The organism is Micromonospora sp. ATCC 39149 (genome assembly GCF_000158815.1).
GTDB lineage: Bacteria > Actinomycetota > Actinomycetes > Mycobacteriales > Micromonosporaceae > Micromonospora.
In genome coordinates, this window is record NZ_GG657738.1 from 5,325,376 (window position 1) to 5,348,910 (window position 23,535).

Here is a 23,535-nt window from a genome sequence, read left to right on the forward strand (position 1 = left end):
AGCGAAAGATTCTGCACAAGAGTTAAGCTCTGCTACATGCTCGATGTGAGACGGATGCAGGTGTTGCGGGCGGTGGTCACCAGCGGGTCGGTGACCGCAGCGGCGGCGCACCTCGGCTACACCCCCTCCGCCGTCAGCCAGCAGGTGGCGGCGCTGGAGAAGGAAGCCGGGATCGCGCTGCTCGAACGCGTCGGCCGAGGCGTGCAGCCCACGGCTGCCGGCCGGCTGCTCACCGGGCACGCGGCCATCATCAGCCAGCAGGTCGCCGAGGCGGAGACGGCGCTGGCCGACCTGCGCGCAGGGCGTACCGGACGGCTGACGATCCGCTACTTCGCCTCGGTCGGGCCGACCCTGCTGGCACCCGCCCTCGCCCGACTCCGCCGCGAGCACCCCGGCGTGACGATCGACCCCAAGCTTGCCGATTCGGGTGACCCACTGCCGGACGTGGAACAGGGCAACGCCGACCTGGCCCTCGTGGTCCGCCGACCGGGCGATGACATTCGCCAGGGCATCCGCATGGTGCATCTGCTCGACGATGCATTCCAGGCCGTGCTGCCTCCCGGGCACCCGCTCGCCGCGCAACAGGTGATCGACCTGGCCGACCTCGCAGGTGAGCCGTGGGTCGGCAGCGAACCGCCTGGCCCCTGCCTGGAGCCCATCATTGACGCCTGCGCCGCCGCTGGCTTCACCCCGAACTTCCTCGCGAAGTCGGAGGACTACGCCACGGCTCAGGGATTCGTCGCCGCCGGCCTCGGCGTCGGCCTCATCCCCCGACTCGGACTGACCCGCCATCCTGGCGTCACCATCCGTCCGGTCCGCCACCCCGAACCGGTCCGGGCGATCTACGCCGCGGTCCGGGAGATCTCACTGGCCCAGCCCGCACCACGCGCACTGATAGACGCCCTCATCGACGCTGTGAAGGAGTGAGGCGCGGGAGTCGACGACCAGCGGCGGCCGGGCGGCACCGGCTGGGCTGGTGCTCGCCGACCCGGAGGGCAACGAGTTCTGCGTGCTGCGCACCACCGCCGAGCGGGCCGCGTCGGCGTAGCCCGCGGGCTGGCCCCCGCGCGCCGCGCGGGGGCCCGGCCCGTCCGGGTCAGGAACGCTGCTCGATCTGGCCGCGCATGGTGACGAACTCGGCCTTCGCCTCCTTGGCGGACTTGAAGAACACCACGATCAGGCCGACGCTGCCCCGGTCGGCCCAGACGCAGACGCCCAGCGGCATCCCCTCGGTCTTGCCGTCGCCGCAGCGCGCCTCGCCGCCGAGCGGACCCGGCTCCGTCGTGGTCATCTCCTGCACGGCCAGGTCGGTCTTGAGGCCGGCGATTGCGTCGTCCATCTCCTTCTTCGGGTCCGCCAGCACGCCGGACGCCGCGACGACCATCACGAGGTCCTGCTTGGCGACGTCGCCGTAGAACGCCCCGACGGTGCCGGTCTCGTTCTGCACGGTCGACTTCATCTCGGTGACCATCTGGTCCGACAGCTTCGTCAGCTCCGGGTCGGTGACCTGCTTGCGGCCGGCGAGGGTGGCCGGTGCGACGACCCGGGTGTTGGCGGCGTCGACCACGTCGCCGACCTCGTCCTTCACGGTGAACCAGGTGATCGCCGCGCCGCCGAGGCAGAGCACCAGCACCACGGCCAGTGAGATCAGCACGATCTTGCCGGCTTTGGACTTCTTCGGCGGCAGCGGCGCGTCGTACGGCTGGCCGGCCGGGGGCGGGTAGCCGCCCGGCTGCTGCGGGACGGGCTGCTCCCCGTAAGGCTGTTGCGGCTGGTGCGGGTAAGGGTTGCCCGACGGCTGGGACATGTGAGTCAGCTCCAGTTAGTTGATCAGGAGCGGTGATCGTAGCCAGACCAACCGACGGTCGGTGCCCCTGGCGGGGCAAAGGTGAGCGGGATGACGATCGCGGTGGCCGGGACGCCCTGTCGGGGGAGCCCGGCCACCGCGATCGCGTGCGGCGACAGGATCAGGCGGGCAGGCTCGCCAGGCCGCGCGGCAGGAACCGCCGGCCGGTGACCCGCTCGCTGGTGCCGGTCCGGTCCAGGTACGGCGTGACGCCGCCCAGGTGGAACGGCCAGCCGGCGCCGAGGATCAGGCACAGGTCGATGTCCTGCACCTCGGCGACGACACCCTCGTCGAGCATCAGCCGGACCTCCTGGGCCAGGGCGTCGAGCGCGTTCTGCCGCAGCTGCTCGGCGGTCAGCGGCTCGTCGCCCACCACCAGCAGCTTGGCGACGTCGGCGTTGATCTCGTCGTCGACCACGATCGGCTGGCCCGACTCGGCGATCCGCCGCAGGTTCTCGCTGACGCCGAACCGGTCCGGGAAGGCCCCGTGCAGGGTGCCGCCCACGTGGTACGCCACGGCCGGGCCGACGAGCTGGAGCAGCGCGAGCGGGCGCATCGGCAGGCCCAGCGGGTCCAGGGCGCTGTTCGCCACGTCCAGCGGGGTGCCGGCGTCGACGGCGGCGAAGACGGTGCCGAGGAAGCGGGTGAGCAGCCGGTTCACCACGAACGCCGGGGCGTCCTTCACCAGCACGCTGGACTTCTTGAGCTGCTTGCCGACCGCGAACGCGGTTGCCAGGGTGGCGTCGTCGGTCCGCTCGCCCCGGACGATCTCCAGCAGCGGCAGCACCGCGACCGGGTTGAAGAAGTGGAAGCCAACCACCCGCTCCGGGTGCTCCAGCTCCTCGGCCATCGCCGTGACCGACAGACTGGAGGTGTTCGTGGCGAGCACCGCCTCGGGGGAGACGATCTTTTCCAGCTCGGCCCAGACCTGCTTCTTGACGGCCAGGTCCTCGAACACGGCCTCGATGACGAAGTCGGCGTCGGCGAAAACACCCTTGTCGACGGAGCCGCTGACCAGGCCGTACAGCTTGGCGGCCGTGCCCTTGTCCATCCGGCCCCTGCTGACGGCCTTCTCGATCTGGGTGTGCACGTAGCCCACGCCCTTGTCGACCCGGGCCTGATCCAGGTCGGTCATGACGACCGGCACCTGAAGGCGGCGGGCGAACAGCAGCGCGAGCTGGCTGGCCATCAGGCCGGCGCCGACGATGCCGACCTTGTTCACCGGCCGGGCCAGGCCCTTGTCCGGTGCGCCGGCCGGCCGCTTGGCCCGCCGCTGCACCAGGTCGAACGCGTACAGCCCGCTGCGCAGTTCCTCGGAGAAGATCAGGTCCGCGAGCGCCTCGTCCTCGGCGGCGGTACCGGCGGCGAACTCGGCGTCCTTCGCCGTCTCCAGCAGGTCCAGCGCCTTGTACGCGGCGGGGACCGCGCCGTGCAGCCGCGCGTCGAGGGTCTGCCGGGCGAAGTACAGCACGCCCGCCCACATGTCCTTGTCGACCTCGGGCCGGGTCACGGTGATCTCGCCGCGCACCACGCCCGCGGCCCACAGCAGGGACCGCTCCAGGAAGTCCGCCGGCTCCAGCAGCACGTCGGCGATGCCCAGCTCGGCGGCCTGCTTCGGCTTGAGCATCTTGTTCTGCATCAGCGGGTTCTGCAGGATCACCTGGGTGGCGGCCGGGATGCCGATCAGGTGCGGCAGTAGCTGGGTGCCGCCCCAGCCGGGGATCAGGCCGAGGGAGACCTCGGGCAGCGCCAGCGCCGACGCTCCGCCGGACAGCGTCCGGTAGTGACAGTGCAGGGCCAGCTCCAGGCCGCCGCCCATCGCCGCGCCGTTGACGAAGGCGAAGGTCGGGACCGTGCTGTCCTTGAGCCGGGCGAAGACCCGGTGGCCGAGCCGACCGATCTCCAGGGCCTGCTCCCGGTCGGCGAGCTGCGGCAGGCTGGTGATGTCGGCGCCGACGCAGAAGATGTACGGCTTGCCGGTGACCGCGACGAACGCCGGGTCCGCCGCGAGGGCGGCCGTGATCGCCTCGTCCAGGCTGGTCAGGCCGCCCGGGCCGAAGCTGTTCGGCTTGGTGTGGTCGAAGCCGTTGTCGAGGGTGATCAGGGCGGCCGGGCGGGCCAGCCCCGGCACGTTCACCTGGCGCAGCAGCGCCCGGGTGACCACCTCGTTCGGTGCGGCGAGCGTGCTCACTCGTTGCCCTCCTGTCCAGCCGGAACGGCGGAACCGGTCCAGTGCGGGTTCTCCCAGATCACGGTGCCGCCCATGCCGATGCCGATGCACATCGCGGTGAGGCCGTAGCGGACCTCGGGGTGCTCGGCGAACTGCCGGGCGAGCTGCGTCATCAGCCGCACGCCCGAGGAGGCGAGCGGGTGACCGATGGCGATCGCGCCGCCCCACGGGTTGACCCGGGGGTCGTCGTCGGCGATGCCGAAGTGGTCGAGGAAGGCGAGCACCTGCACGGCGAACGCCTCGTTCAGCTCGAACAGGCCGATGTCGTCGATGCTCAGACCGGCGATGCGCAGCGCCTTCTCCGTCGACGGGATCGGGCCGACGCCCATCACCTCCGGCTCGACGCCGACGAAGCCGTACGAGACCAGCCGCATGGCGACCGGGAGGCCCAGCTCGCGGGCGGTGTCCTCGGCGGCGAGCAGGCTCGCGGTGGCGCCGTCGTTCAGGCCGGCCGCGTTGCCGGCGGTGACCTTGCCGTGCGGGCGGAACGGGGTCTTGAGGGTGGCGAGCTTCTCCAGCGACGTGTCGCGGGGCGCCTCGTCGGTCGTGGCCAGGCCCCAGCCGCCCTCGTCGTCGCGGATCGCCATCGGCACCAGGTCGCCCTGGAGCTTGCCGTTGGCGTACGCCTTCGCGGTCCTCTGCTGCGAGGCGAGCGCGAACGCGTCGGTGCGCTCCTTGGTGATGTGCGGGACCCGGTCGTGCAGGTTCTCCGCGGTGGCGCCCATGACCAGGGCGGACGGGTCGACCAGCTTCTCCGCGACGATCCGCGGGTTGGGGTCGACGCCCTCGCCCATCGGGTGACGGCCCATGTGCTCGACGCCGCCGGCGATCGCGACGTCGTACGCGCCCATGGCGATGCCGCCGGCCACGGTGGTGACGGCGGTCATCGCCCCGGCGCACATCCGGTCGATGGCGAAGCCGGGGACGGTCTTCGGCAGGCCGGCCAGCAGGGCGGCGGTGCGGCCGATGGTGAGGCCCTGGTCGCCGATCTGGGTGGTGGCGGCGATGGCGACCTCCTCGACCCGCTCCGGCGGTAGCTGCGGGTTGCGGCGCAGCAGCTCGCGGATGCAGCGGATCACCAGGTCGTCGGCGCGGGTGTTGGCGTACATGCCACCCGCCTTGCCGAACGGGGTACGGACGCCGTCGACGAAGACGACATCTCGAACTTCACGGGGCACTTGAGCCTCCTTTTCGACCCTGACTCGGCCACGTCGCCGACAGGCGGCACCACGGACCGAACGAGGATCGCGGCACGGGCGTGGTTACTCGGATGCTACTCGCCAGTAACCAAGCCTGACACCACCCCCTGTGTAACCCACCCCACACCCCCGACCCACGTCGGCCGATCATGCGGCTGACGGCACGGCCGATCCCTCCGACCGCCGCCGACCCCATGATCGACGTGGCTCAGGCCCCCGGGGAAGGGCTCGTCAGGGCGGGGGTCAGGCCGGGAACCAGGAGGGCGAGCTGCCACTCGCGGGCGCCGAAGCCACGCAGCGTCTCGGCGACCGTGGCCTCCGTGACCTCCTCCGGCGGGGCCCAGGCGAGCCGGCGGATCGAGTCCGGGGCGATCAGGTTCTCCGGCGGGAGGGCATGCTCACCCGCGACCCGGATTACCACCTCCCGGCACCGGGCCAGCCGGCCGGCGGCCACCGGATCCCGCTCCGCCCAGCGGTGCGGCGGGGGCGGACCCTCCACCGCCGGCGTGACCGGCAGCGCGTCCTCGGGCAGTTGCCGGGCGTCGTCCAGCGCCGCCAACCAGGTGCGGGCCAGCCGGCGCACCGACCGACCGCCGAAGCCCGGCAGGGTGAGCAGCGTCTTCTCGTCCCTCGGGTCCAGCTCGGCGGCGGCCACGATCGCCGAGTCCGGCAGCACCCGGCCCGGCGCGGCATCGCGGCGGGCGGCGATCTGGTCGCGGGCGTACCAGAGGGAACGGACCCGGGCCTGGGCGCGGGCCCCCCGCACCCGGTGGATGCCGGAGGTACGCCGCCACGGCTCCGCCCGGACCCGGGGCGGGCGGGCCCCGCTGTGCACCAGCGCGGCGAACTCCTCCGCCGCCCATGCCGACTTGCCCTGGCGGGCCAGCTCCGCGTCGAGCGCGTCGCGCAGGTCGGTCAGCAGTTCCACGTCCAGCGCAGCGTACGTGAGCCACGACTCCGGCAGTGGCCGGCTCGACCAGTCCGCCGCCGAGTGGTGCTTCTCCAGGCTGAAGCCGAGTAGCTGCTCGGTCAGCGCGGCCAGCCCGACCCGCTCAAAACCCGCCAGCCGAGCGGCCAGTTCCGTGTCGAACAGCCGGCGTGGGCGCAGCCCCACCTCGGCCAGGCACGGCAGGTCCTGGCTGGCGGCGTGCAGCACCCACTCGGCGTCGGCGATGGCCGAGTCCAGGCTGCTCAGGTCGGGCAGCGGCAGCGGGTCGATCAGCGCGGTGCCGGCCCCGGCCCGGCGCAGCTGGACGAGGTATGCGCGCTGGCTGTAGCGGTACCCCGAGGCGCGTTCGGCGTCCAGGGCGACCGGGCCGGTGCCGGCGGCGAACCGGGCCACGACCTCGGCGAGCCCGGCCACGGTCGTCACCGGCTCGGGTGTCCCCTCGCGGGGGGCGGTCAGGGGCACGGGCCCGTCGGCGGTCGGTTCGGGCCCCGCGTCCACCGGCTCCGGCGCGGCCGACGGCAATTGGTGCGGCTCGTTTCCCGTTCGGCTTTCGGCGGCCCGACGGCGCAGGGGTGGTTCGTCGGTCACCTGACAACCCTAGTGCGCGCGGCGATCCGGCGCGCGTAGCCGGGTGCGGTGTGTGTCGGCGTCGGCGACTTGACCCGGCGTGCCAGGGTCGGACATCGGGCAGACAAAGCGCGTCGACGCGGGTACGTTCCTTCGGGCCGCCGCCCGGGACCGCACCGGTGTCGGGCGGCGGGGCGTCTACGGGGAGGACGTGGCGATGACGACGGTTGGGTACGGTCCGACGGGCGCGGGGCAGGGGCCCGACGACGGCTCGGGCGGGGGTTGGCCCGCTCCGGCGCGACCCGCCGAGTCCCGGGCCGGCGAGCCGTCCACAGGCGACGCGCGGCCCGGCCCGCTGCCGCCCCGGCTCAACCCACCCCGAGGCTCCGCCGTGCCGTACCCGCACGCCGCGGCCCCCTACCCGCCCGCCGGCCAGCCCACCGAGCCCGGTCGCTGGCCGGGTCACGCCGCTGTGTCGGGTCACGCCGCTGTGCCCAACCAGTGGTCCGGTTCGGCACCCCCCGGCTGGCCTGCCGCCGGGCAGCAGTCACCGCCCGCCGTGCAGCAGCCGCCGGCCGGGTACGCCGCACCGGCGCCCCCGTCTGCGGTCTCCGGCCCGGCGTATTCGCACGGCGGGGCGTCCCCCGTCCCCGGGCCAGCCTGGCCCGCGCCCGCCCCGACCGGCGGTTCGACCCCGCCGCCGCCCCGGGCCCGGGGTCGCGCCCTGACGTTCGTCGCGTTCGGGCTCGCCGTGGTCCTGGCGGTGGTAGCCGGCGTGCAGGCGTACCAGATCAACCGGCTCTCCGGCCGGCTGGCCGACACCGACCGGCGGCTGGCCACCGCACAGAGCGGCGACGGTGCCCGGCTCGACGGCCTGGACCAACGGACGCAGGCCCTGGAGAAGCAGGCCGGGGCGCAGTTCAACCCGGAGGCGGTGGCCAGCGCCGTGCTGCCCAGCGTGTTCCGGGTCAAGGCCGGGCAGTTCACCGGCACCGCCTTCGCGGTCGGCAAACCCGCCAGCGGCGGCGGCACCAACCTGTTCACCAACTTCCACGTGGTGGAGTCGGTCTGGTCCACCGGCGGTCGGGAGGTCTTCCTGGAACGCACCGACCAGCGCTACCCGGCCACCATCGTCAAGGTCGACGAGGCCAACGACGTCGCCCAACTGCGCACCACGAGCAGGTTCGCCGGGCTGGTCACGGCGTCCGCCGCGGTCAAGTCCGGCCAGCAGATCGTCGTCGTCGGTGCCCCGCTCGGCCTACAGGACAGCGTCACCACCGGCGTGGTCAGCGCATTCCGCGAGGCCGGCCAGGGCTCGGGCCCGGTCATCCAGTTCGACGCGCCGATCAACCCCGGCAACTCCGGGGGCCCCGTGATCAACGCCCAGAAACAGGTGGTCGGCATCGCCACCGCCAAGGCCCGCGACGCCGAGGGCATCGGCCTCGCCGTGCCCATCAAGGTCGCCTGCGACGGCTTCCGGATCTGCTGAACCTGCCGTCCAGCGCCGCCCGCCCCGTACCAGCCGGTTCGTCGCGGCCCCCGCCACGGGCCGCCTCACCTGAAGGAAGAAAAGAAATGTCGCAGCCACCGACCGGGTCGGAGGACCAGTCGCCGTACCCGCCGCCGGGCGGCACCGGCCAGCCCGTTCCCCCGCAGTATGACCCGACCGGCCAGCCGGTGGAGCCCACCCGGCAGTTCACGCCCGGTCAGTACGGGACGCCGCAGCCGGCGGCGGAGCCGACGCAGCAGTTCACGCCCGGCCAGTAGGGCGCGCCGCAGCCGGTCCAACCGGCCGGCCCCGGGGTGCCGCAGTCCGCCCCGCCCGCGCCCGCCTACGGCCAGCAGCAGCCACAGTCCGCCCCGCCGTACGCCCCACCGGCTTCCACCCCGCCCGTTTCCGCCCCGCCGGTCCCCGGCGGGGCCGGGTACCTTCCGTCGGCGCCGGCCTTCGGGCAGCCGATGTCGGTGCCGCCCCTCTCCGGGCCGGCGCCCGGCCAGCCGATGTCCGGCCCGCCGGGTGCGACGCCGCCCTACGGCCCGCCGGGTGCGACGCCGCCCTACGGCCCGCCGGGTGCGACGCCGCCCTACGGCCCGCCGGGTGCGACGCCGCCCTACGGCCCGCCGGCGTCGGCCGCCGCCCCGGGCAGGCGCAGCGTGCTGGTTCTGGCCGTGGTGGCTGGGTTGCTCTTCGTCCTCGGCGGCGTGATGACCGGCCTCTACCTGACCAAGAGCAGCGAGCTGGACCGCACCGAGAAGCGGCTGACCGGCCAGGTAAGCGAGCGGGACGGCACGATCGCGGCGAACAAGTCCGAGATCGAGAAACTCAAGGCGGACCTGCAGGGCGTGCGGGACAAGCTCTCCGAGACCGAGCAGGATCTCACCGGCACCCGGAACGACCGGGACGAGCAGGCCCGGCAGAAGAAGGTCATCGCCACCTGCCTGGACAAGCTCACCAGCGCGCTGACTGCGGCGGCGGCGAACAACAAGGCCGCGTACGACAAGGCCACCCAGGGCATGGACAAGGTCTGCGACGAGGCCGAGGACTACCTCTGACGTGCCCCGGCCCCGCCCGTCGCGCCGGACGGGGCCGGGCCAGGTCCATGGGCGGGGGTGGCGTGCGGCGGGGCGGGTGGGTCAGGCGGCGCCGGCTGGGCGGCGTTCCGGCAGGGCCGTCACTCCGGGCGGGGGTAGGCCCGCCGTCGAGGCGAGCAGGGTGCACCAGGCCAGCAGGTGCGAGGTCAGGTCCTCGCCGAGCGGCGTCCAGGAGGCCCGGATCTCGATGTCGGCGGCGGCCGGCGGCCCGGCGAGGTCGCCGAACCGGGTCGACATGGTCTGGGTGACCGTGCCCCCGATGGCGCGATGCGGCGCGCTCTGCGCGTCGAGCGCGTCGGTCAGCCACGTCCAGCCCACCCCGGGCAGCAGCGGGTCGGCGGCCAGGTCGACCTCCAGCTCCGCCGTGACATAGGTGACCAGCCGCAGGGTGCCCTGCCACGCCTCGTGCCCGGCGGGGTCGTGCAGCAGGATCAACCGCCCGGTGGCGACCTCGTCGCCGTCGCGCAGCACCGTCGCGGAAAGCGCGAAGGAGTACGGCGCGAGGCGCTGCGGTGCGCCGACCTCCTCCAGGAGGATCTCCGATCGGGGCGCGGCCGACCGCAGCCCGGCGACCGCGCGGGCGAAGGTCTCCGGGAGCGCGATCGGGGGGGCCATGCCGGCAGCCTATGCCGCCCGCCGCCCGCCCGGCGGAACGGCACGCCGACGGCCTGCGGCGGCACTCCTGCCCGCCCTCCCGCTCCCGCCCCGCTCGCCCGCCGAGCCCTCGCGCCGCCCTCTCGCCCTGCCCCGCCCAGCCGGACGCGCGAACGCAAGGGGTGAGAGGGGAACCCTTTTCGACCGTATGCGTTAACAGGGGGCCCTTTCTTGTGCGTCACAAAAGGCGGCGGGGGTGGGGGAGGGAGGCGAGGGCCGTGGCACGATAGCCGCGATGAGCACCGAGACGACGGGCACCGCCGCCCGAGACGGAGAAGCAGGCCGCAGCGGGACGGGCGGGTCGCTGTTCGTCCGCGCGTGCTGGCGCGAGCCCGGCGCGCACGCCCCGGTCTGGTTCATGCGCCAGGCCGGCCGCTCCCTGCCGGAGTATCGCGAGATCCGCAAGAACGTGGGGATGCTGGAGTCCTGCCGCCGGCCCGAGCTGGTCGCCGAGATCACCCTCCAGCCGGTACGCCGGCACGGCGTCGATGCGGCGATCCTGTTCAGCGACATCGTGGTGCCGGTGGCCGCCGCCGGGGTGGAGCTGGACATCGTCGCGGGCACCGGGCCGGTGGTGGCCGAGCCGGTGCGCACCGCCGCCGACGTCGAGCGGATCCGGCCGATCACCCGCGACGACGTCTCCTGCGTCGACGAGGCGGTGCGGCTGCTCGTCGCCGAGCTGGGCGACACCCCGCTGATCGGCTTCGCCGGTGCCCCGTTCACGCTGGCCAGCTACCTGGTCGAGGGCGGGCCGTCGCGGACCCACGCGAAGACCAAGGCCCTGATGTACGGCGATCCGGAGCTGTGGCACGCCCTGTGCGCCCGACTGGCCGAGGTGACGCTCGCGTTCCTGCGGGTGCAGGTCGACGCCGGGGTGTCGGCGGTGCAGCTGTTCGACTCGTGGGCCGGGGCGCTGTCCGAGGCGGACTATCGGCGCTACGTGCTGCCGCACTCGGCGCGGGTGCTGGCCGGACTGGCCGACGCGGGGGTGCCCCGGATCCACTTCGGGGTGGGCACGGCCGAACTGCTGCCCGCCATGGGCGAGGCCGGCGCGGACGTGGTAGGCGTGGACTGGCGTACGCCGCTGGACGTCGCGTCCCGCCGGATCGGTGCCGATAAGGCGGTGCAGGGCAACCTCGACCCGTGCGTGCTGTTCGCCCCGTGGCCGGTGGTCGAGGCCGAGGTGCGGCGGATCCTCGCCGAGGGTCGGGCGACCCCCGGCCACGTGTTCAACCTCGGTCACGGCGTCCTGCCAGAGACCGATCCGGACGTGCTGACCCGGGTGGTCGCGCTGGTGCACGAGGTGTCCGCGCGTCCGGGCGAGTAGCGGGGTGAGCGTGCGGCAACGGTGGCGGGTGGCGATCGTCGGGGGCGGGATCACCGGGCTGGCCGCAGCCGTCCGGCTGGCCGACCGGGCCCCCGCCGGCACCGAGGTCACCGTGTACGAGCAGTCCGGCGCGCTCGGCGGGAAGCTGCGTACCGGCGAGCTGGCCGGCGGGCCGGTGGAGTTCGGCGCCGAGTCGTTCCTGATGCGGGACCCGGCCGGCGGCGAGTCGGCCGCGTTGACCCTGGTCCGCCGGCTCGGCCTGGCCGGCGACCTCGTGCACCCGAGCGTCGGGCAGGCCGCCCTGGCCGTCGACGGGGGGCTGCGCCCCATCCCGGGCGGGACGCTGGTGGGCGTACCCGGGGATCTGACGAAGGTGGCGGCGGTGGCCGAGCCCGCCGCGGACGCCGACCGCGACGGCGGCCGGCCGCTGTTGGCCCCCGACGCGGACGTCTCGGTCGGGGCGCTGGTCCGCGCCCGGTTCGGCGACGCGGTGGCCGACCCGGCTGGTGGACCCGATGCTCGGCGGCGTCTACGCCGGCCGGGCCGACGACCTGTCCCTGGCCACCACGATGCCGGCGCTGGCCCGCGCGGCGCGGGTGGAGCACACCCTCCTCGGCGCGGTCCGCGCGGCGCAGGCCGCCGCGCCGCGCGCCCCCGGCGAGCCGGTCTTCGGCACCCTGGTCGGCGGGCTGAGCCGGCTGGTCGAGGCCGCCGCCACGGCCGGCGGGGCGACGATCCGCCGCGACGCGGCCGTGCGGGAGCTGACGCCGACGGCGACCGGCTGGCGGCTGACCGTCGGCCCCACCCATGCCCCGGAGCTGGTCGACGCGGACGCCGTGCTGCTGGCCGTGCCGGCCCGCCCGGCCGCCCGGCTGCTGGCCGGCGTCGCCGACCTCGCCCCCGGGGTCGCCGCGACGGTCGGCGCGCTGGACTATGCCAGCGTCGCGCTGATCACCCTCGCACTGCCCCGCCCGGAGCTGCCAGCGCTGTCCGGGTTCCTGGTGCCGGCGACCGAGGGGCTGCTGATCAAGGCGTCGACGTTCCTCACCACCAAGTGGGGGCGCCTGGCCCGGCCGGACGGGCTGGCCCTGGTCCGCGCCTCCGTGGGCCGGTACGGCGAGGAGGTGCCCCTTCAGGTCACCGGGGACGACCTGGTGGAGGTGGTGCACCGGGAACTGTCGAAGGTGCTCGGCACGCCACTGCCCGCGCCGGTGGCCAGCCACGTGCAGCGATGGGGCGGGGCGCTGCCGCAGTACGCCCCGGGGCACCTCGACCGGGTGGCCGCCGTGCGGTCGGCGCTGCGCGGTACGCACCCCACCCTGGCCCTGGCCGGCGCCGGCTACGACGGCGTCGGCATTCCGGTCTGCGTCCGCTCCGGCGAGACGGCGGCCGAGGAGATCATCAAGGCACTGGGAGGATCGGCATGACCGAGCAGACCAACGCGGCGCGGCTGCGGGAGCTGAACGAGAGCATCCGCTACACGATGTGGTCGGTGTACCGGGCGACCAGCCCGCTGCCGTCGCTGCGCGAGAACGTCATCGGCGAGGTCGAGGGGCTCTTCGCGGAGCTGGCCGGCAAGGACGTGACAGTGCGTGGCACGTACGACGTCGCCGGGCTGCGCGCCGACGCCGACCTGATGATCTGGTGGCACGCCTCGACCAGCGACGCGCTCCAGGACGCGTACCTGCGGTTCCGCCGGACCACCCTGGGCCGGGCGATGACCCCGGTGTGGTCGCAGCTGGCGCTGCACCGCCCGGCGGAGTTCAACAAGAGCCACATCCCGGCGTTCCTGGCCGGCGAGCAGGCCCGGGCGTACCTCTGCGTCTACCCGTTCGTCCGCTCCTACGAGTGGTACCTGCTGCCGGACGCGGAGCGGCGCGAGCTGCTGGCCGAGCACGGGAAGATGGCTCGGGGGTACCCGGACGTGCGGGCCAACACGGTCGCCTCGTTCGCCCTCGGCGACTACGAGTGGATGCTCGCCTTCGAGGCCGACGAGCTGCACAGGATCGTGGACCTGATGCGTGACCTGCGGGCGTCGGGGGCCCGCCGGCACGTCCGGGAGGAGATCCCGTTCTACACGGGCCGCCGTCGCGCGATCGCCGACATCGTCACCTGCCTGCCGTGACGTCCTGACGTAAGGAAGGGCCCCCTGTTAACGCATAGCGTTGTACAGGGGGCCCTTCTTTACGCGCTGCCGCGTCAGGCGGGCGCGGCGTTGCGGGCCTGCCGGGCGGGCGCGGTGCTGCCGGCCGTCAGACCGTCGCGGTGCAGGTCGGCGTCGGCGCGGTGTTGGTGCTGGCTCCGGAGGCGACGAACCCGAACGACGTCTTGCCCCTGGCGGCCAGGGACCCGTTGTACGGGGCGTTGCGGGCGGTCACCGTCGACCCGCTGCTGGTGACCGTCGAGCTCCAGTACGAGCTGATCTGCTGGCCGTTGGCCCACGTCCAGGTCACCGTCCAGCCCTTGATCGCCGACGATCCGGCGGTCACCTCGATCTCGCCCTGGAACCCGCCGTTCCAGAAGGACGTGGTCCGGTAGGTCGCAGTGCAGCCGCTGGTTGCCGGCGGGGTCGTCGGCGGGGTCGTGGTGGGGGGAGTGGTGGTCGGCGGCGTGGTGGTCGGCGGGGTGGTGGGGCTGCCCCCGCCGAAGTCGACGTCGCTGCACAGGTAGTACGACTGGTCCAGGTGGCTGGCCTGCCAGATCGTGTAGACGATGTGCCGGCCGGTGCGCCCCGGCGCGTTGGCCGGTACCTGGATCGACACGCCCGAGGCCTCCCTCTTCCACTGGGACGCAGGCGTGTTGCCGATCTGGCCGACCAGCTCCAGGTCGCCCCAGCCCAGTGGCTTGGTCAGGGCGTCGAAGCCCTGCTTCGTCACGTACACCCGGATGTAGTCGGCGCCGTGACTGGCCTGGTCGTTGAGCTGGATGCGGAAGCTGTTGGCGATCGAGGTGGTCTTCCACGCGCCGATGGTGTCCAGCGAGTTGTACTGGCCGCTCTGCGTGCGCCCGGCGCTGCACAGCTGGCCGTCGGGGATCGCGGCCTGGTGGTTGCCGGCGACGCCCTCCCGGAAGAGCCCCATCCAGTTCCACATGGCCTGCGGGTCGGCCTGGAATGCCTGCCAGCACATCGGGTCCTGGGTGGCCATGGCGGGGTTCATGTGGTCGGCGCCCCAACGCTGCCAGCAGCCGTAGTTGCGGGAGGCGGGGTCGACGACGGACCCGTGGGCGGACGCGGGGTTCGCCAGGGCGGTGGCTAGCAGCATGGCGACGGTCGCGCCGACGGCGAGCAGCCAGGCTGCCATGCGCGGCGTGGAGCGCCTGCGCGGGAGGGTGGACAATGGAGCCTCCGGGTGAGAGGTGTGATCGTGACGACGCCCGGATCGCGGGAGTTGCCCCTCCCGTGCCGGCTCGCGTGACTCCCATGGCGGCTCTGCTGCGAGATTCCCACACTCATAGGGGTGTGTCAATCGACGGCGTTCTCCCGGCTTCGAGGCGCGGGGACGCCGGGCATCGGGCGTGCGGGCTACCGTCTCATCGGGGTGTGCGGGATGCCGTCCTCGACGTACTCCGGCCCGCTGACGGCGAAGCCGTGCCGGGCGTAGAAGCCGACCAGGTGGGACTGGGCCTCCAGCACGCACGGCCGGTCGCCCACCGTGGCCAGCGCCTCGGCCATCAGCCGCCCGGCGTAGCCGCCGCGCCGGGCCTGCGGCGCCACCACGACCCGGCCGATCCGCGCCAGGCCGCCGGGGTCGGCCAGTATCCGCAGGTACGCCACGACGGCGCCGTCGCGGGTCAGCCACAGGTGCCGGGTGCCCGGCTCGACGTCCCGGCCGTCGAGTTCCGGGTACGGGCACCGCTGCTCCACCACGAACACGTCGATGCGCAGTCGCAGCAGGTCGTGGAAGGTGCGGGCGTCCAACTCGGCGAAGGAGGCGATCCGGGCCTCGACGGTCTGCGGCGACACTTGGCGATGGTAGACCGCCGCCAGCGCAAGGAAGGGCCCCTTGCTAACGCCTTTTGTATAGCAGGGGCCCCTTGTTAACACCCGGCTGTTAACAAGGGCCCCTGCTTGCACCTCAGCGGGGGCGGGAGCCCACGGCGTCGCGGATCTGCGCGCCCCGGTCGCCCTCCTCCTGCCGGGCGCAGTGCGCGCAGCAGAAGAAGCGCCCCGACACCTCGACCCCGTGGCCGACGATCTTGACCTGACAGTGTTCGCAGATTGGGGCCAGTCGGTGCGCCGCGCACTCGAAGCAGTCGAAGGTGTGCACGTCGCCGCTGACCGTGCGCACCTCGAACGCCATCCAGTAGTCGTTGCCGCAGACCTCGCACGTCGCCATGGCCGGACCCCCGTAGCAATAAGGACAGATGTCCTCCCAGCGTGCGACAGCGGCCCGAACCGGGCGACCGAAACGGCCGAACCCGGCCGCCCCGGCGGCGTGTCGCAACCGGCGTGTCGGCCGTTGTGCCTGGTGACGGCCTCGACCCCGGAGGATGATGTGATCAAGCGCAGCAGGCTCTTCGGCAACCAGACCCGGGTCACCTTCAGCCTTCCCCGCGACGCGCCGGCCGGCCCGGTGAGCGTGGTCGGCTCCTTCAACGACTGGGAACCGGGCCGCCACGAGCTGGTCGCCCGGCGCGACGGCACCCGTACGGTGACCGTCCGGCTCCGGCCCGGGGCGTACCGGTTCCGCTACCTCGCCACCGGCGGGATTTGGCTCGACGACGACTCCGCCGACCGGGTCGACGAGCAGGGCAGCCTGCTGCTCGTCTGAGCCGTGCCCGCCGTCAGCCCTGCGCCGGTTCCAGCCTGATGGAGACCGAGTTGACGCAGTGCCGGGTGTCCTTCGGGGTGAACCCCTCGCCCCGGAAGACGTGCCCGAGGTGACTGTCGCAGCGCGCGCAGCGGATCTCCGTACGCCGCATGCCGTGGCTGTTGTCCTCGATCTCCCTCACCGCGCCCGGGATCGCGTCGTCGAAGCTAGGCCAGCCGCAGTGCGAGTCGAACTTGGTGTCGCTGGGGTAGAGCTGCGCGCCGCAGGCGCGGCAGTGGTAGACGCCCGGGGTCTTCGTGTTCACGTACTCGCCGGTCCACGGGCGCTCGGTGCCCGCCTCACGCAGCACCCGGAACTCCTCCGGGCTGAGCCGGACCCGCCACTCGTCCTCGGTGCGGGGCAGTTCGTTCTCGTCAAGACTCACCCCGCAACGGTACGACGGGTGTCGGTGCCGTGGCATATGGTCGCGTGATGGCAGGCACCGCGAAGGCCACGGCCGCCGAGGTCGAGGTGGCCGGGCACACCGTACGGCTGACCAGCCCGGACCGGGTGATCTTCCCGGAGCGGGGCTTCACCAAGGCGGACGTCTTCGGCTACTACCTGGCCGTGGGCGACGGCATCATGCGCGCCCTGCGGGATCGCCCGACCACGCTGCAACGCTTCCCCGACGGCATCGGCGGGGAGGCGTTCTTCCAGAAACGGGTGCCGGCCCGGGGCGTGCCGCCGTGGCTGACCACCGCCCGGATCAGCTTCCCCAGCGGCCGGACGGCCGACGAGCTGTGCCCGGCCGACCTCGCCCACGTGGCCTGGGCCGCCCAGATGGGCACCGTCGTGTTCCACCCCTGGCCGGTCCGCGCCGGCCACGTCGACCACCCCGACGAGCTGCGCATCGACCTCGACCCGCAGCCCGGCACCGACTTCGCCGACGCGGTCGCCGCCGCTGCCGAGGTGCGGGCCCTGCTCGCCGAGCTGGGCGCGACCGGCTGGCCGAAGACGTCCGGCGGCCGGGGCGTGCACGTCTACCTGCGGATCGCGCCCCGATGGGCGTTCACCGAGGTGCGCCGGGCCACCATCGCGCTGGCCCGGGAGCTGGAGCGCCGCCGCCCCGACCTGGTCACCACGGCCTGGTGGAAGGAGCAGCGGGGCGAGAGGGTCTTCGTCGACTACAACCAGATGGCCCGGGACCGCACCATCGCGTGCGCGTACTCGCTGCGGGCCAACGCCCGGGCCACCGTGTCCGCCCCGGTCACCTGGGACGAGCTGCCCGACGTCGACCCCGACGACCTGCACCTGGGCAGCGTCCCGGCCCGGCTGGCGCAGCGGGGCGACCCGCACGCCGGCATCGACGACGCGCCGTGGGACATCACCCCGCTGCTGGAGTGGGCCGACCGGGACGACGCCGCCGGGCGGGGAGACCTGCCGTACCCGCCGGACCACCCGAAGATGCCCGGCGAGCCGAAGCGGGTGCAGCCAAGCCGAGCGAAGCGGTCCACCAGCTAAGACACCGAACCGTTGAGCGCGGACGGGGTAGCATCACGCGCTGTCCCCGGCCCAGATCACTCCGCGCTGGCCGCGTCCCGGCTCCGTCGCCGCGTCGTCGTACCTGCTCGACCGTGAGTCGGTGCACGCGCCACGGCCCGGTGAGACGGCGGGCCAGTCCCGCCCGGCCGGGTGCCCCACCAGCCACACGGCGAGCAGGGCACCCGGCCGGTATCAGGTCCGCAGAGGCGTGCGCCTGGCGGCGATCCGACCGCCCAGCTCCACCAGGCAGATCGACGCCACGACCACCAGCCCGTCGACGGACAGCGGCAGCAGGTACTGGGCACCGGACGTCTCCCCGGCAGGGTCTATCGAAAACTGGGCGTCCATTCCCGCACCGGGCCGGCGCGCCGGCTGACGGCCGGGTTCTACCAGTAGACCGGATCCATGTACCAGGATTCGTTCACGCCGCCGAAGCAGTCCCACATGCCTACGTAGGCGCCGTTGTGGGGCCAGCTGTCCTGGATCTCCAGGCACAGGCGGTTGAGCCGGTTCCTGAGCTCGTACCCGCCAGCGGGCAGTTGGTTGCCCCAGTACCAGAGCTGGTTGGTGCCGCCCCAGCAGTCCCAAATCCCGACGTACCCACCCCTGTGCGGGTAGATGTCGAGGATCTCCAGGCACTTCCCGGTCGAGACGCTGATGATCCGGTCACCAACCCGGTACCACTGCTGGTTGTATCCACCCCAGCAGTCCCACATCTGTGCCTTCGAGCCGTTGCCGGCGCCACCGACGACTTCGAGGCATTTACCGTTCATGTCGCTGCGGAGGTAGAAGGGCTCGTAGTCGTTCGCGGCCGCCGGGGCGGGCGCCACGGCCAGCGGCAGCACGAAGGCCACCGCCACCATGAGCGCGATGCGCCGGAGCCGTTCGAGTCGGGGCATGGGTTCCTCCCTCGCATCAGGAAAGCAACCTCACCCTAAGTTCGTCTTTTTAACTGTGCGTTGCTTACGGCGGCTGGCCGGCGCGGGCACACGACAGCCACCACACCATGACCGACCGCCCCTGCTGACCGCAGGCTCAGCTGATGGGGCCCATCATCGCCTTCACGGCCTCCTTCGCCGCGCGCAGGTCCACCCCCGTCGCCTCCCGGTACGCCTTGATCGCCTGGATCTTCTGGCCCCGGGCCAGGTATTCGCGGACCCCGGGCGGATCCGGCCGCACGTCGACCACCCCGAGATGGTTCATCAGGAGCTGGAGGCGGCGCTCGATCTCGGCCAGCCGGGCCGCCGTGGCCCGGTCCTGTCTGGGGCTGGCCAGCCGGGCGGCCAGCAGCAGCACGACGCCGACCATCAGTACGGCGAGGGCGATATCCACGACCGCCATCCAAGCAGACAGACGCCAGGTCAGGCGGTCACGGACGGGGCGGCCCCGTCCAGCTCACGGCAGGCATGGCGGGTCGGACCCGCCGTAGGCATAACGGTCGGATAACGGGCGCGAACCTTTCCGTACCCGCAAGGGGTCTTTGTGACCGTCGGCTCCGCTGGGGCCCGGGGAGGTAGCGCGATGGTGATGGTGTGGAGGCGGGCGCGGGCCGCCCGTGGGCTGCTGCTCGCCGCGCTGGTGGCGGCCCTGGTGGCGGTCGCCCTCGTCACCGGGCTGGCCGACTACAGCCGGCGGTCCGTCGACGCGGGGCAGCGCGCGGTGCTCGCCGCGTCCCCCGCCCAGGAGCGCAGCCTGCTGATCAGCGGCTCGGGCGGTCCCGACCGGGCTGCCTTCGCCGCCCGGGATCGGGCGGTGCGCGCCCGCTTCGCCGACGGGCTCGGCGGGGCCACGGTGGCGGTGCGCGGGGCCCGCTACGGTACCGGGCGGGAGCTGACCGGCAATCTCGGTGCCGCCCGGGTCGGCGACGACCCGGTCTTCGCCGCGCTGACCACCCTGGAGGACCTCGCCGGGCACGCCGACCTGGTGGCCGGGCGGCAGCCCAGCAGCGGGGCCGTGCCGACGCAGGTGCTCCTGCCGGAGCGGGTCGCCGGGGTGCTCGGCCTGACCGTCGGCGAGCGGGTGCCGCTGCGCGACCGGGCCACCGAGCGGACCGGCGAGGTGGAGGTGGTCGGCCTCTTCCGGCCCCGGGATCCCACCGGGTCGTACTGGCGGCTCGCGCCGGGTGCCGTCGCCGCCGGCTCCGAGACGTCGTACGGGCCGTTCCTGCTCGACCCGGCCGACTTCGACCGGACGTTCCCCGGCACGACCTCGGCGTCCTGGCTGGTCGAGCCCGACCTGGCGGCGGTCGGGCCGGGCCGGCTCGACGCCGTGCGGCGCGCGGTCGCCACCGAGGTCGCCGACCTGCCCGAGGCGACCGGCCTCGGCTCCTCCGCCCAGACCGTCACCACGATGGACCGGTTGATCGACCGGCTCGTCCGGGCCGATCTGGTGGGCCGGTCCTCGCTGCTCACGCCGCTGCTGCTCATCCTCGTTCTCGGCGGGTACGCACTGGTCCTGGTGGCCGCCCTGCTCAACGAGGACCGCCGGGGGCAGACGGCGCTGCTGCGCGCCCGGGGCGCGGCCCGGCGGCAGGTCGCCGGGCTGGCCGCGCGGGAAGCCGCCCTGGTGGTCCTGCCGGCTGCGCTGCTCGGGCCGCCGATCGCCGCCGAGGCCCTGCGCCGGATCGGCCGCGACCAGGGCTGGTCGGAGTTGTCGGCCGGCGGCGGCAACACCCTCACCTGGGCGGTCGCCTCCGCCACGGCGGCCGGCTGCCTGGTGGCCATGGTGCTGCCGGCGATGCGCCGGGCCGGCACGTACGTCGCCGACCTGGCGGCCCGGTCCCGGCCGAGTCGGGGCGCGGCGGCCCAGCGGGTCGGCGCCGATCTGGCCCTGGTCGGCCTGGCCCTGCTGGCCTGGACGCAGCTACGGCAGTACTCCTCCCCGCTGACCGGCCCCAACGGCCGGCTCGGCGTCGACCCGCTGCTGGTGGCGGCGCCCACGCTGGGCGTGCTCGCCGGTGCCGTCGTCGCGCTGCGCCTGCTGCCGCCGGCGGCCCGGGTCGCCGGGCGGTTCGTCGACCGCCGGCCGTGGCTGGCCGCGATGCTGGGCATGTGGCAGGCGGGCCGCCGCCCGCACGCCGGCCCGGTCCTGCTGCTGGCGCTCGCCGTGGGCGGCAGCACCCTGGCCTGGTCGCTGGTGACGACGGGGGAGCGGTCGCACGTCGACCAGGCGGACTTCACCGTCGGCGCCGACCTGCGGCTGGTCGAGCGGTCCGGGGCCGCACCGGCCGACCGGGCCGGCCGGCTCGCCGCCACGCCCGGCGTGGACCGGGCGGTGCCGGCCTGGCGCGACGACATCCGGGTGGGACGCGAGGACCTGCCGGTGAGCGTGCTGAGCCTGGACGCGGCGGCGGCGCCCGGGGTCGTCCGGTTCGACGAGCGGCTCGCCGGCGGGCCGGCGCGCGCCCTGTTCGACCGGCAGGTACGCGGGCGGGTCGCGCCCCTCGGCGTCGAACTGCCCGCCGCCGCGCGCCGGCTCGCCGGCACGGTCGGCACCCCGGTGACCGGGGCCGCGTACCCGCACCCGGTCCGGGTGTCCGTCCTGCTCACCACGGCAGACGGCGGAGCCTGGAAGCTGCCCCTGGCCAGCGCGGGCAGCGCTGGCCGGCCGGTGGCGGTGGCCGTGGACCTGCCGGACAACGGAGGCCGGGCCTACCGGCTGGCCGGCTTCGAGGTCGACGCCGGACCGGCGCTCGGCTCGGGCTACCGGCTGGAGGTGACCGGGCTGCGCACGGTGGACGCGAACGGGGTGGCCAGCCCGGTGCCGCTCACCGGCGGCTGGACGACCCGGCTGGACGACCCGGAGAACGCGGAGCCGGCCGGGTTCTCCGACGGCGTACTGCGCGCCGGCCGCAAGGTCGAACTCGTCGAGGGCGGACGGTTCGCCACGCAGCCGCCCAGCCGCTTCGCCGTGGTGCCGGCCGGGACCGGACCGCCGGTCCCGGCGCTGATCACGCCGCAGGTGGCCCGGGCGCTGAGCATCGGTCGGGGCGACACGATGGACGTCGGCCTCTCCGGGGTGACGCTCACCGTCCAGGTGGTCGGTGAGGTCGACGCGGTGCCGGCCAGCGGCGGGGCGGCCGGCGGCATGCTGCTGGACCTGCCGGCGGCCGTCGACTGGCTGTTGCGGGCCACGGGGACCGTCCGACCGGTCTCGGAGTGGTGGATCCGCACCGGTCCCGCCGGGCCCGCCGAGGCGATTCGGGCGGTCGCCGACCTGCCCGGGGTGACCGTGCTGGATCGGCGGGCGGCGGCGGAGGAGGCCAGCCGCGACCCGTACTGGCTCGGCACGCGCACCGGCCTGCTCGCGGCGGCGGCGGGCTCGGTGCTGCTGGCCCTGGTGGGGTTGGGCGTGGACGTCTGGGCCACCGCGCGCCGGCGGATCGGCGAGCTCGCGGTCCTGCACACCCTGGGTGCCACGCCGCGGCTGCTCGCCCGCGCCCTGCTCGCCGAGCAGACCTTCCTGGCCGGCATCGGCGTCGGGGTCGGGCTGCTGGTCGGTGCCGGGGTGGGCGCCACCATGGCGCCGTTGGTGGTGCTCACCCGGTCGGCGGACCGACCGGTGCCGGAGGCGGCCTTCGCGCTGCCCTGGCTGCCGGTCGCCGCCACCGCCCTCGGCCTGCTGCTGGCGGCGCTCGCGTTCAGCACGGCGATCGCCTCCGGCCTGCGCCACCGCGTCGCGGCGGCCCAACTGCGCATCGGCGGCGACCGGTGAGCGAGGGCGGGGCGGTGGACCGGCGGGGACCGGTGAGCGGCGGCGGGTTTGAAGGAGGGTCGGGGCCGGTGAGCGGCGGCGGGTTCGAAGGAGGTTCGAAACCGGTGAGCGACAGCGGGTTCGGGGCGCGGCGGCCACCGGTGGGTGGAGGCGGTCTGGCGCTGTTCGGGGCCGCCCGCCGGGTGCGGGCCTTCGGCGGTCAGTTCCTCCTGTTGGGGGTGTTGGCCCTGGTGGCCGCGCTGCTGGTGACCGGGCTTCCGCGTACCGCCGACCGGCTCGCCGAGCAGGGACTGCGGGAGCACGTCACCAGCCGTCACGGCCGCCGAGCGGGACCTGACCCTCGCCACCGCCGAGGCACCGGCCGGCGGAAGCCGGCGGAGCCGGTCAGCCGGTCACCGCGATGCGGGGCCAGGAACTCGACACGCTCCAGGCGGGCCTGCCCGAGGCGGTCCGGGAGGCGGTGGAGAGCCGGTGGTACCTCGCGGAGACCGCCTTCAGCCGGCTGACCGGGCCCGACCTCGCGGCCAAGAACTACTTCGTCGTCGCCCGGCTCCGCGCGGCACCGGGCGTCGCAGGGGCGGCCACCCTGTCCGAAGGACGCTGGCCGGCGGAGGCGGTGGGCGCGGGGCAGCCCGTCGAGGTCCCGCTGGCCGCCGAGGCGGCCCCGCAAGCTGAACCTGCGCGCAGGCAGCCGCCTGCGCTCCAGCGGTGCCGGCGGCACAGAACCGCTCCCGCTGCTCGTGGTGGGCGTCTTCGAGCCGGTGCGGGCCACGGACGGGATCTGGAACACCCTACCGTCGGCGCTGCGGGTGACCGAGCCGGCCGGCGACGCCGAGCCGTACGAGATGGTGGCGCTGACCAGCGACGCGGGCCTGGACGCGGCGATCGCGACCGGGACGCCGGCCCGGTTCTCCTGGCGCTACCGCCTCGGCAACATGGACGTCGCCGACCTGCGCGCCGTCATCGACGGCGTTCGGCTGCTGGAGCGCACGCCGCCCGCCGGGCTGAACGTCACCCAGGCGGTCGACATCCCGCTGCGGCAGTTCCTCGACGCGGTCTCCGCCGCCCGGACGCTGCTCGCGGTGATCGCCGCCGGCATGTTCGCCACCGTGGCGGGGCTGATCGTGCTGGCGGCCCGGCTGGCGGCCCGCCGCCGGGAGGCCGA

The 23,535-nt window shown here is 74.2% G+C and carries 21 protein-coding genes and 3 pseudogenes; 12 read left to right on the top strand and 12 right to left on the bottom strand.

Annotated features, from left to right (window positions below; translation table 11 throughout):
* The first annotated feature begins 36 nt into the window (after positions 1 to 36).
* Both MCAG_RS23285 and MCAG_RS32810 read left to right on the top strand, forming a co-directional pair.
* Positions 37 to 927 carry a LysR family transcriptional regulator gene (locus tag MCAG_RS23285; protein WP_007075431.1) on the top strand — a complete coding sequence of 297 codons (891 nt, stop codon included), beginning with the start codon at positions 37 to 39 and terminating at the stop codon, positions 925 to 927.
* Between the two features lie 9 nt (positions 928 to 936).
* A pseudogene (locus MCAG_RS32810) lies at positions 937 to 1,048 on the top strand (VOC family protein); the annotation flags it as partial.
* Positions 1,049 to 1,096: 48 nt separating this feature from the next.
* Here the strand turns inward: MCAG_RS32810 and MCAG_RS23290 are convergent.
* The 4 genes from MCAG_RS23290 to MCAG_RS23305 form a co-directional block, all read right to left on the bottom strand.
* Entirely contained in the window at positions 1,097 to 1,807 is a 711-nt protein-coding gene (locus tag MCAG_RS23290) for a hypothetical protein (RefSeq protein WP_007075432.1), read from the bottom strand.
* Between the two features lie 160 nt (positions 1,808 to 1,967).
* Entirely contained in the window at positions 1,968 to 4,037 is a 2,070-nt protein-coding gene (locus MCAG_RS23295; protein ID WP_007075433.1) for a 3-hydroxyacyl-CoA dehydrogenase NAD-binding domain-containing protein, read from the bottom strand.
* Positions 4,034 to 5,254 (bottom strand): thiolase family protein, encoded by a 1,221-nt coding sequence (locus tag MCAG_RS23300; protein ID WP_007075434.1) that lies wholly within the window; start codon positions 5,252 to 5,254, stop codon positions 4,034 to 4,036. The genes MCAG_RS23295 and MCAG_RS23300 overlap by 4 nt, the downstream gene beginning before the upstream one ends.
* Before the next feature lie 229 nt (positions 5,255 to 5,483).
* Positions 5,484 to 6,812, bottom strand: coding sequence for a ribonuclease D (locus MCAG_RS23305; RefSeq protein ID WP_007075435.1), 1,329 nt, complete (start codon positions 6,810 to 6,812; stop codon positions 5,484 to 5,486).
* A gap of 196 nt (positions 6,813 to 7,008) precedes the next feature.
* On the opposite strand from MCAG_RS23305, the gene MCAG_RS31255 reads away from it, so the two are divergent.
* The 3 genes from MCAG_RS31255 (at position 7,009) to MCAG_RS23320 (ending at position 9,344) form a co-directional block, all read left to right on the top strand.
* A complete protein-coding gene (locus tag MCAG_RS31255; RefSeq protein WP_083802458.1) occupies positions 7,009 to 8,280 on the top strand; it encodes a S1C family serine protease in 1,272 nt (423 codons plus the stop codon).
* Positions 8,281 to 8,366: 86 nt separating this feature from the next.
* A complete protein-coding gene (locus MCAG_RS23315; RefSeq protein WP_036374886.1) occupies positions 8,367 to 8,558 on the top strand; it encodes a hypothetical protein in 192 nt (63 codons plus the stop codon).
* A gap of 192 nt (positions 8,559 to 8,750) precedes the next feature.
* Positions 8,751 to 9,344 (top strand): hypothetical protein, encoded by a 594-nt coding sequence (locus MCAG_RS23320; protein WP_036377874.1) that lies wholly within the window; start codon positions 8,751 to 8,753, stop codon positions 9,342 to 9,344.
* A gap of 81 nt (positions 9,345 to 9,425) precedes the next feature.
* On the opposite strand, the gene MCAG_RS23325 is transcribed toward MCAG_RS23320, so the two are convergent.
* Positions 9,426 to 9,998 (bottom strand): DUF3000 domain-containing protein, encoded by a 573-nt coding sequence (locus MCAG_RS23325; protein ID WP_007075438.1) that lies wholly within the window; start codon positions 9,996 to 9,998, stop codon positions 9,426 to 9,428.
* 274 nt (positions 9,999 to 10,272) lie between these two features.
* Here MCAG_RS23325 and hemE point away from each other — a divergent pair, with 274 nt between their 5' ends.
* The 3 genes and pseudogenes from hemE to hemQ all read left to right on the top strand — a co-directional run bounded on the left by hemE (position 10,273) and on the right by hemQ (position 13,489).
* Positions 10,273 to 11,364, top strand: coding sequence for a uroporphyrinogen decarboxylase (hemE, locus tag MCAG_RS23330; RefSeq protein WP_007075439.1), 1,092 nt, complete (start codon positions 10,273 to 10,275; stop codon positions 11,362 to 11,364).
* Between the two features lie 10 nt (positions 11,365 to 11,374).
* A pseudogene (hemG, locus tag MCAG_RS23335) lies at positions 11,375 to 12,791 on the top strand (protoporphyrinogen oxidase).
* Positions 12,788 to 13,489, top strand: a complete 702-nt coding sequence (gene hemQ, locus MCAG_RS23340; RefSeq protein ID WP_007075441.1) for a hydrogen peroxide-dependent heme synthase — start codon at positions 12,788 to 12,790, stop codon at positions 13,487 to 13,489. The pseudogene hemG and the gene hemQ overlap by 4 nt, the downstream one beginning before the upstream one ends.
* Before the next feature lie 127 nt (positions 13,490 to 13,616).
* On the opposite strand, the gene MCAG_RS23345 is transcribed toward hemQ, so the two are convergent.
* The 3 genes from MCAG_RS23345 to MCAG_RS23355 form a co-directional block, all read right to left on the bottom strand.
* A complete protein-coding gene (locus tag MCAG_RS23345; protein WP_007075442.1) occupies positions 13,617 to 14,666 on the bottom strand; it encodes a lytic polysaccharide monooxygenase in 1,050 nt (349 codons plus the stop codon).
* A 221-nt stretch (positions 14,667 to 14,887) separates the two neighbouring features.
* Positions 14,888 to 15,328 (bottom strand): GNAT family N-acetyltransferase, encoded by a 441-nt coding sequence (locus tag MCAG_RS23350; RefSeq protein ID WP_036374892.1) that lies wholly within the window; start codon positions 15,326 to 15,328, stop codon positions 14,888 to 14,890.
* 112 nt (positions 15,329 to 15,440) lie between these two features.
* Positions 15,441 to 15,701, bottom strand: a complete 261-nt coding sequence (locus tag MCAG_RS23355) for a hypothetical protein (protein ID WP_007075444.1) — start codon at positions 15,699 to 15,701, stop codon at positions 15,441 to 15,443.
* A 159-nt stretch (positions 15,702 to 15,860) separates the two neighbouring features.
* Between MCAG_RS23355 and MCAG_RS23360 the strand changes: the two genes are divergently transcribed.
* Positions 15,861 to 16,136, top strand: a complete 276-nt coding sequence (locus MCAG_RS23360) for an isoamylase early set domain-containing protein (protein ID WP_036374895.1) — start codon at positions 15,861 to 15,863, stop codon at positions 16,134 to 16,136.
* A 13-nt stretch (positions 16,137 to 16,149) separates the two neighbouring features.
* On the opposite strand, the gene msrB is transcribed toward MCAG_RS23360, so the two are convergent.
* Positions 16,150 to 16,560, bottom strand: coding sequence for a peptide-methionine (R)-S-oxide reductase MsrB (gene msrB, locus MCAG_RS23365; RefSeq protein ID WP_007075446.1), 411 nt, complete (start codon positions 16,558 to 16,560; stop codon positions 16,150 to 16,152).
* 47 nt (positions 16,561 to 16,607) lie between these two features.
* Between msrB and ligD the strand changes: the two genes are divergently transcribed.
* Positions 16,608 to 17,636, top strand: a complete 1,029-nt coding sequence (ligD, locus tag MCAG_RS23370; protein WP_007075447.1) for a non-homologous end-joining DNA ligase — start codon at positions 16,608 to 16,610, stop codon at positions 17,634 to 17,636.
* A 213-nt stretch (positions 17,637 to 17,849) separates the two neighbouring features.
* Here ligD and MCAG_RS32815 read toward each other — a convergent pair whose 3' ends face one another.
* From MCAG_RS32815 to MCAG_RS23380, 3 genes are all read right to left on the bottom strand, one after another.
* Positions 17,850 to 18,005, bottom strand: coding sequence for a hypothetical protein (locus MCAG_RS32815; protein ID WP_157548188.1), 156 nt, complete (start codon positions 18,003 to 18,005; stop codon positions 17,850 to 17,852).
* Positions 18,006 to 18,043: 38 nt separating this feature from the next.
* Positions 18,044 to 18,556, bottom strand: a complete 513-nt coding sequence (locus MCAG_RS23375) for an RICIN domain-containing protein (RefSeq protein WP_007075448.1) — start codon at positions 18,554 to 18,556, stop codon at positions 18,044 to 18,046.
* 136 nt (positions 18,557 to 18,692) lie between these two features.
* A complete protein-coding gene (locus MCAG_RS23380; protein WP_198141610.1) occupies positions 18,693 to 18,989 on the bottom strand; it encodes a hypothetical protein in 297 nt (98 codons plus the stop codon).
* Positions 18,990 to 19,178: 189 nt separating this feature from the next.
* Here MCAG_RS23380 and MCAG_RS23385 point away from each other — a divergent pair, with 189 nt between their 5' ends.
* Entirely contained in the window at positions 19,179 to 22,370 is a 3,192-nt protein-coding gene (locus MCAG_RS23385) for an FtsX-like permease family protein (RefSeq protein WP_036374898.1), read from the top strand.
* A 743-nt stretch (positions 22,371 to 23,113) separates the two neighbouring features.
* Positions 23,114 to 23,535 (top strand): annotated as a pseudogene (locus MCAG_RS33855) (hypothetical protein); the annotation flags it as partial.

Bases quoted from the DNA above. Each gene is read 5' to 3' on its own strand.
- MCAG_RS23345 (WP_007075442.1), bottom strand. From the start codon at position 14,666: ATGGCAGCCTGGCTGCTCGCCGTCGGCGCGACCGTCGCCATGCTGCTA.
- MCAG_RS31255 (WP_083802458.1), top strand. From the start codon at position 7,009: ATGACGACGGTTGGGTACGGTCCGACGGGCGCGGGGCAGGGGCCCGAC.
- hemE (WP_007075439.1), top strand. From the start codon at position 10,273: ATGAGCACCGAGACGACGGGCACCGCCGCCCGAGACGGAGAAGCAGGC.
- MCAG_RS23290 (WP_007075432.1), bottom strand. From the start codon at position 1,807: ATGTCCCAGCCGTCGGGCAACCCTTACCCGCACCAGCCGCAACAGCCT.
- MCAG_RS23385 (WP_036374898.1), top strand. From the start codon at position 19,179: ATGGTGATGGTGTGGAGGCGGGCGCGGGCCGCCCGTGGGCTGCTGCTC.
- MCAG_RS23285 (WP_007075431.1), top strand. From the start codon at position 37: ATGCTCGATGTGAGACGGATGCAGGTGTTGCGGGCGGTGGTCACCAGC.
- MCAG_RS23355 (WP_007075444.1), bottom strand. From the start codon at position 15,701: ATGGCGACGTGCGAGGTCTGCGGCAACGACTACTGGATGGCGTTCGAG.
- ligD (WP_007075447.1), top strand. From the start codon at position 16,608: ATGGCAGGCACCGCGAAGGCCACGGCCGCCGAGGTCGAGGTGGCCGGG.
- MCAG_RS32815 (WP_157548188.1), bottom strand. From the start codon at position 18,005: ATGGACGCCCAGTTTTCGATAGACCCTGCCGGGGAGACGTCCGGTGCC.
- MCAG_RS23320 (WP_036377874.1), top strand. From the start codon at position 8,751: ATGTCGGTGCCGCCCCTCTCCGGGCCGGCGCCCGGCCAGCCGATGTCC.
- MCAG_RS23375 (WP_007075448.1), bottom strand. From the start codon at position 18,556: ATGCCCCGACTCGAACGGCTCCGGCGCATCGCGCTCATGGTGGCGGTG.
- hemQ (WP_007075441.1), top strand. From the start codon at position 12,788: ATGACCGAGCAGACCAACGCGGCGCGGCTGCGGGAGCTGAACGAGAGC.
- MCAG_RS23325 (WP_007075438.1), bottom strand. From the start codon at position 9,998: ATGGCCCCCCCGATCGCGCTCCCGGAGACCTTCGCCCGCGCGGTCGCC.
- MCAG_RS23315 (WP_036374886.1), top strand. From the start codon at position 8,367: ATGTCGCAGCCACCGACCGGGTCGGAGGACCAGTCGCCGTACCCGCCG.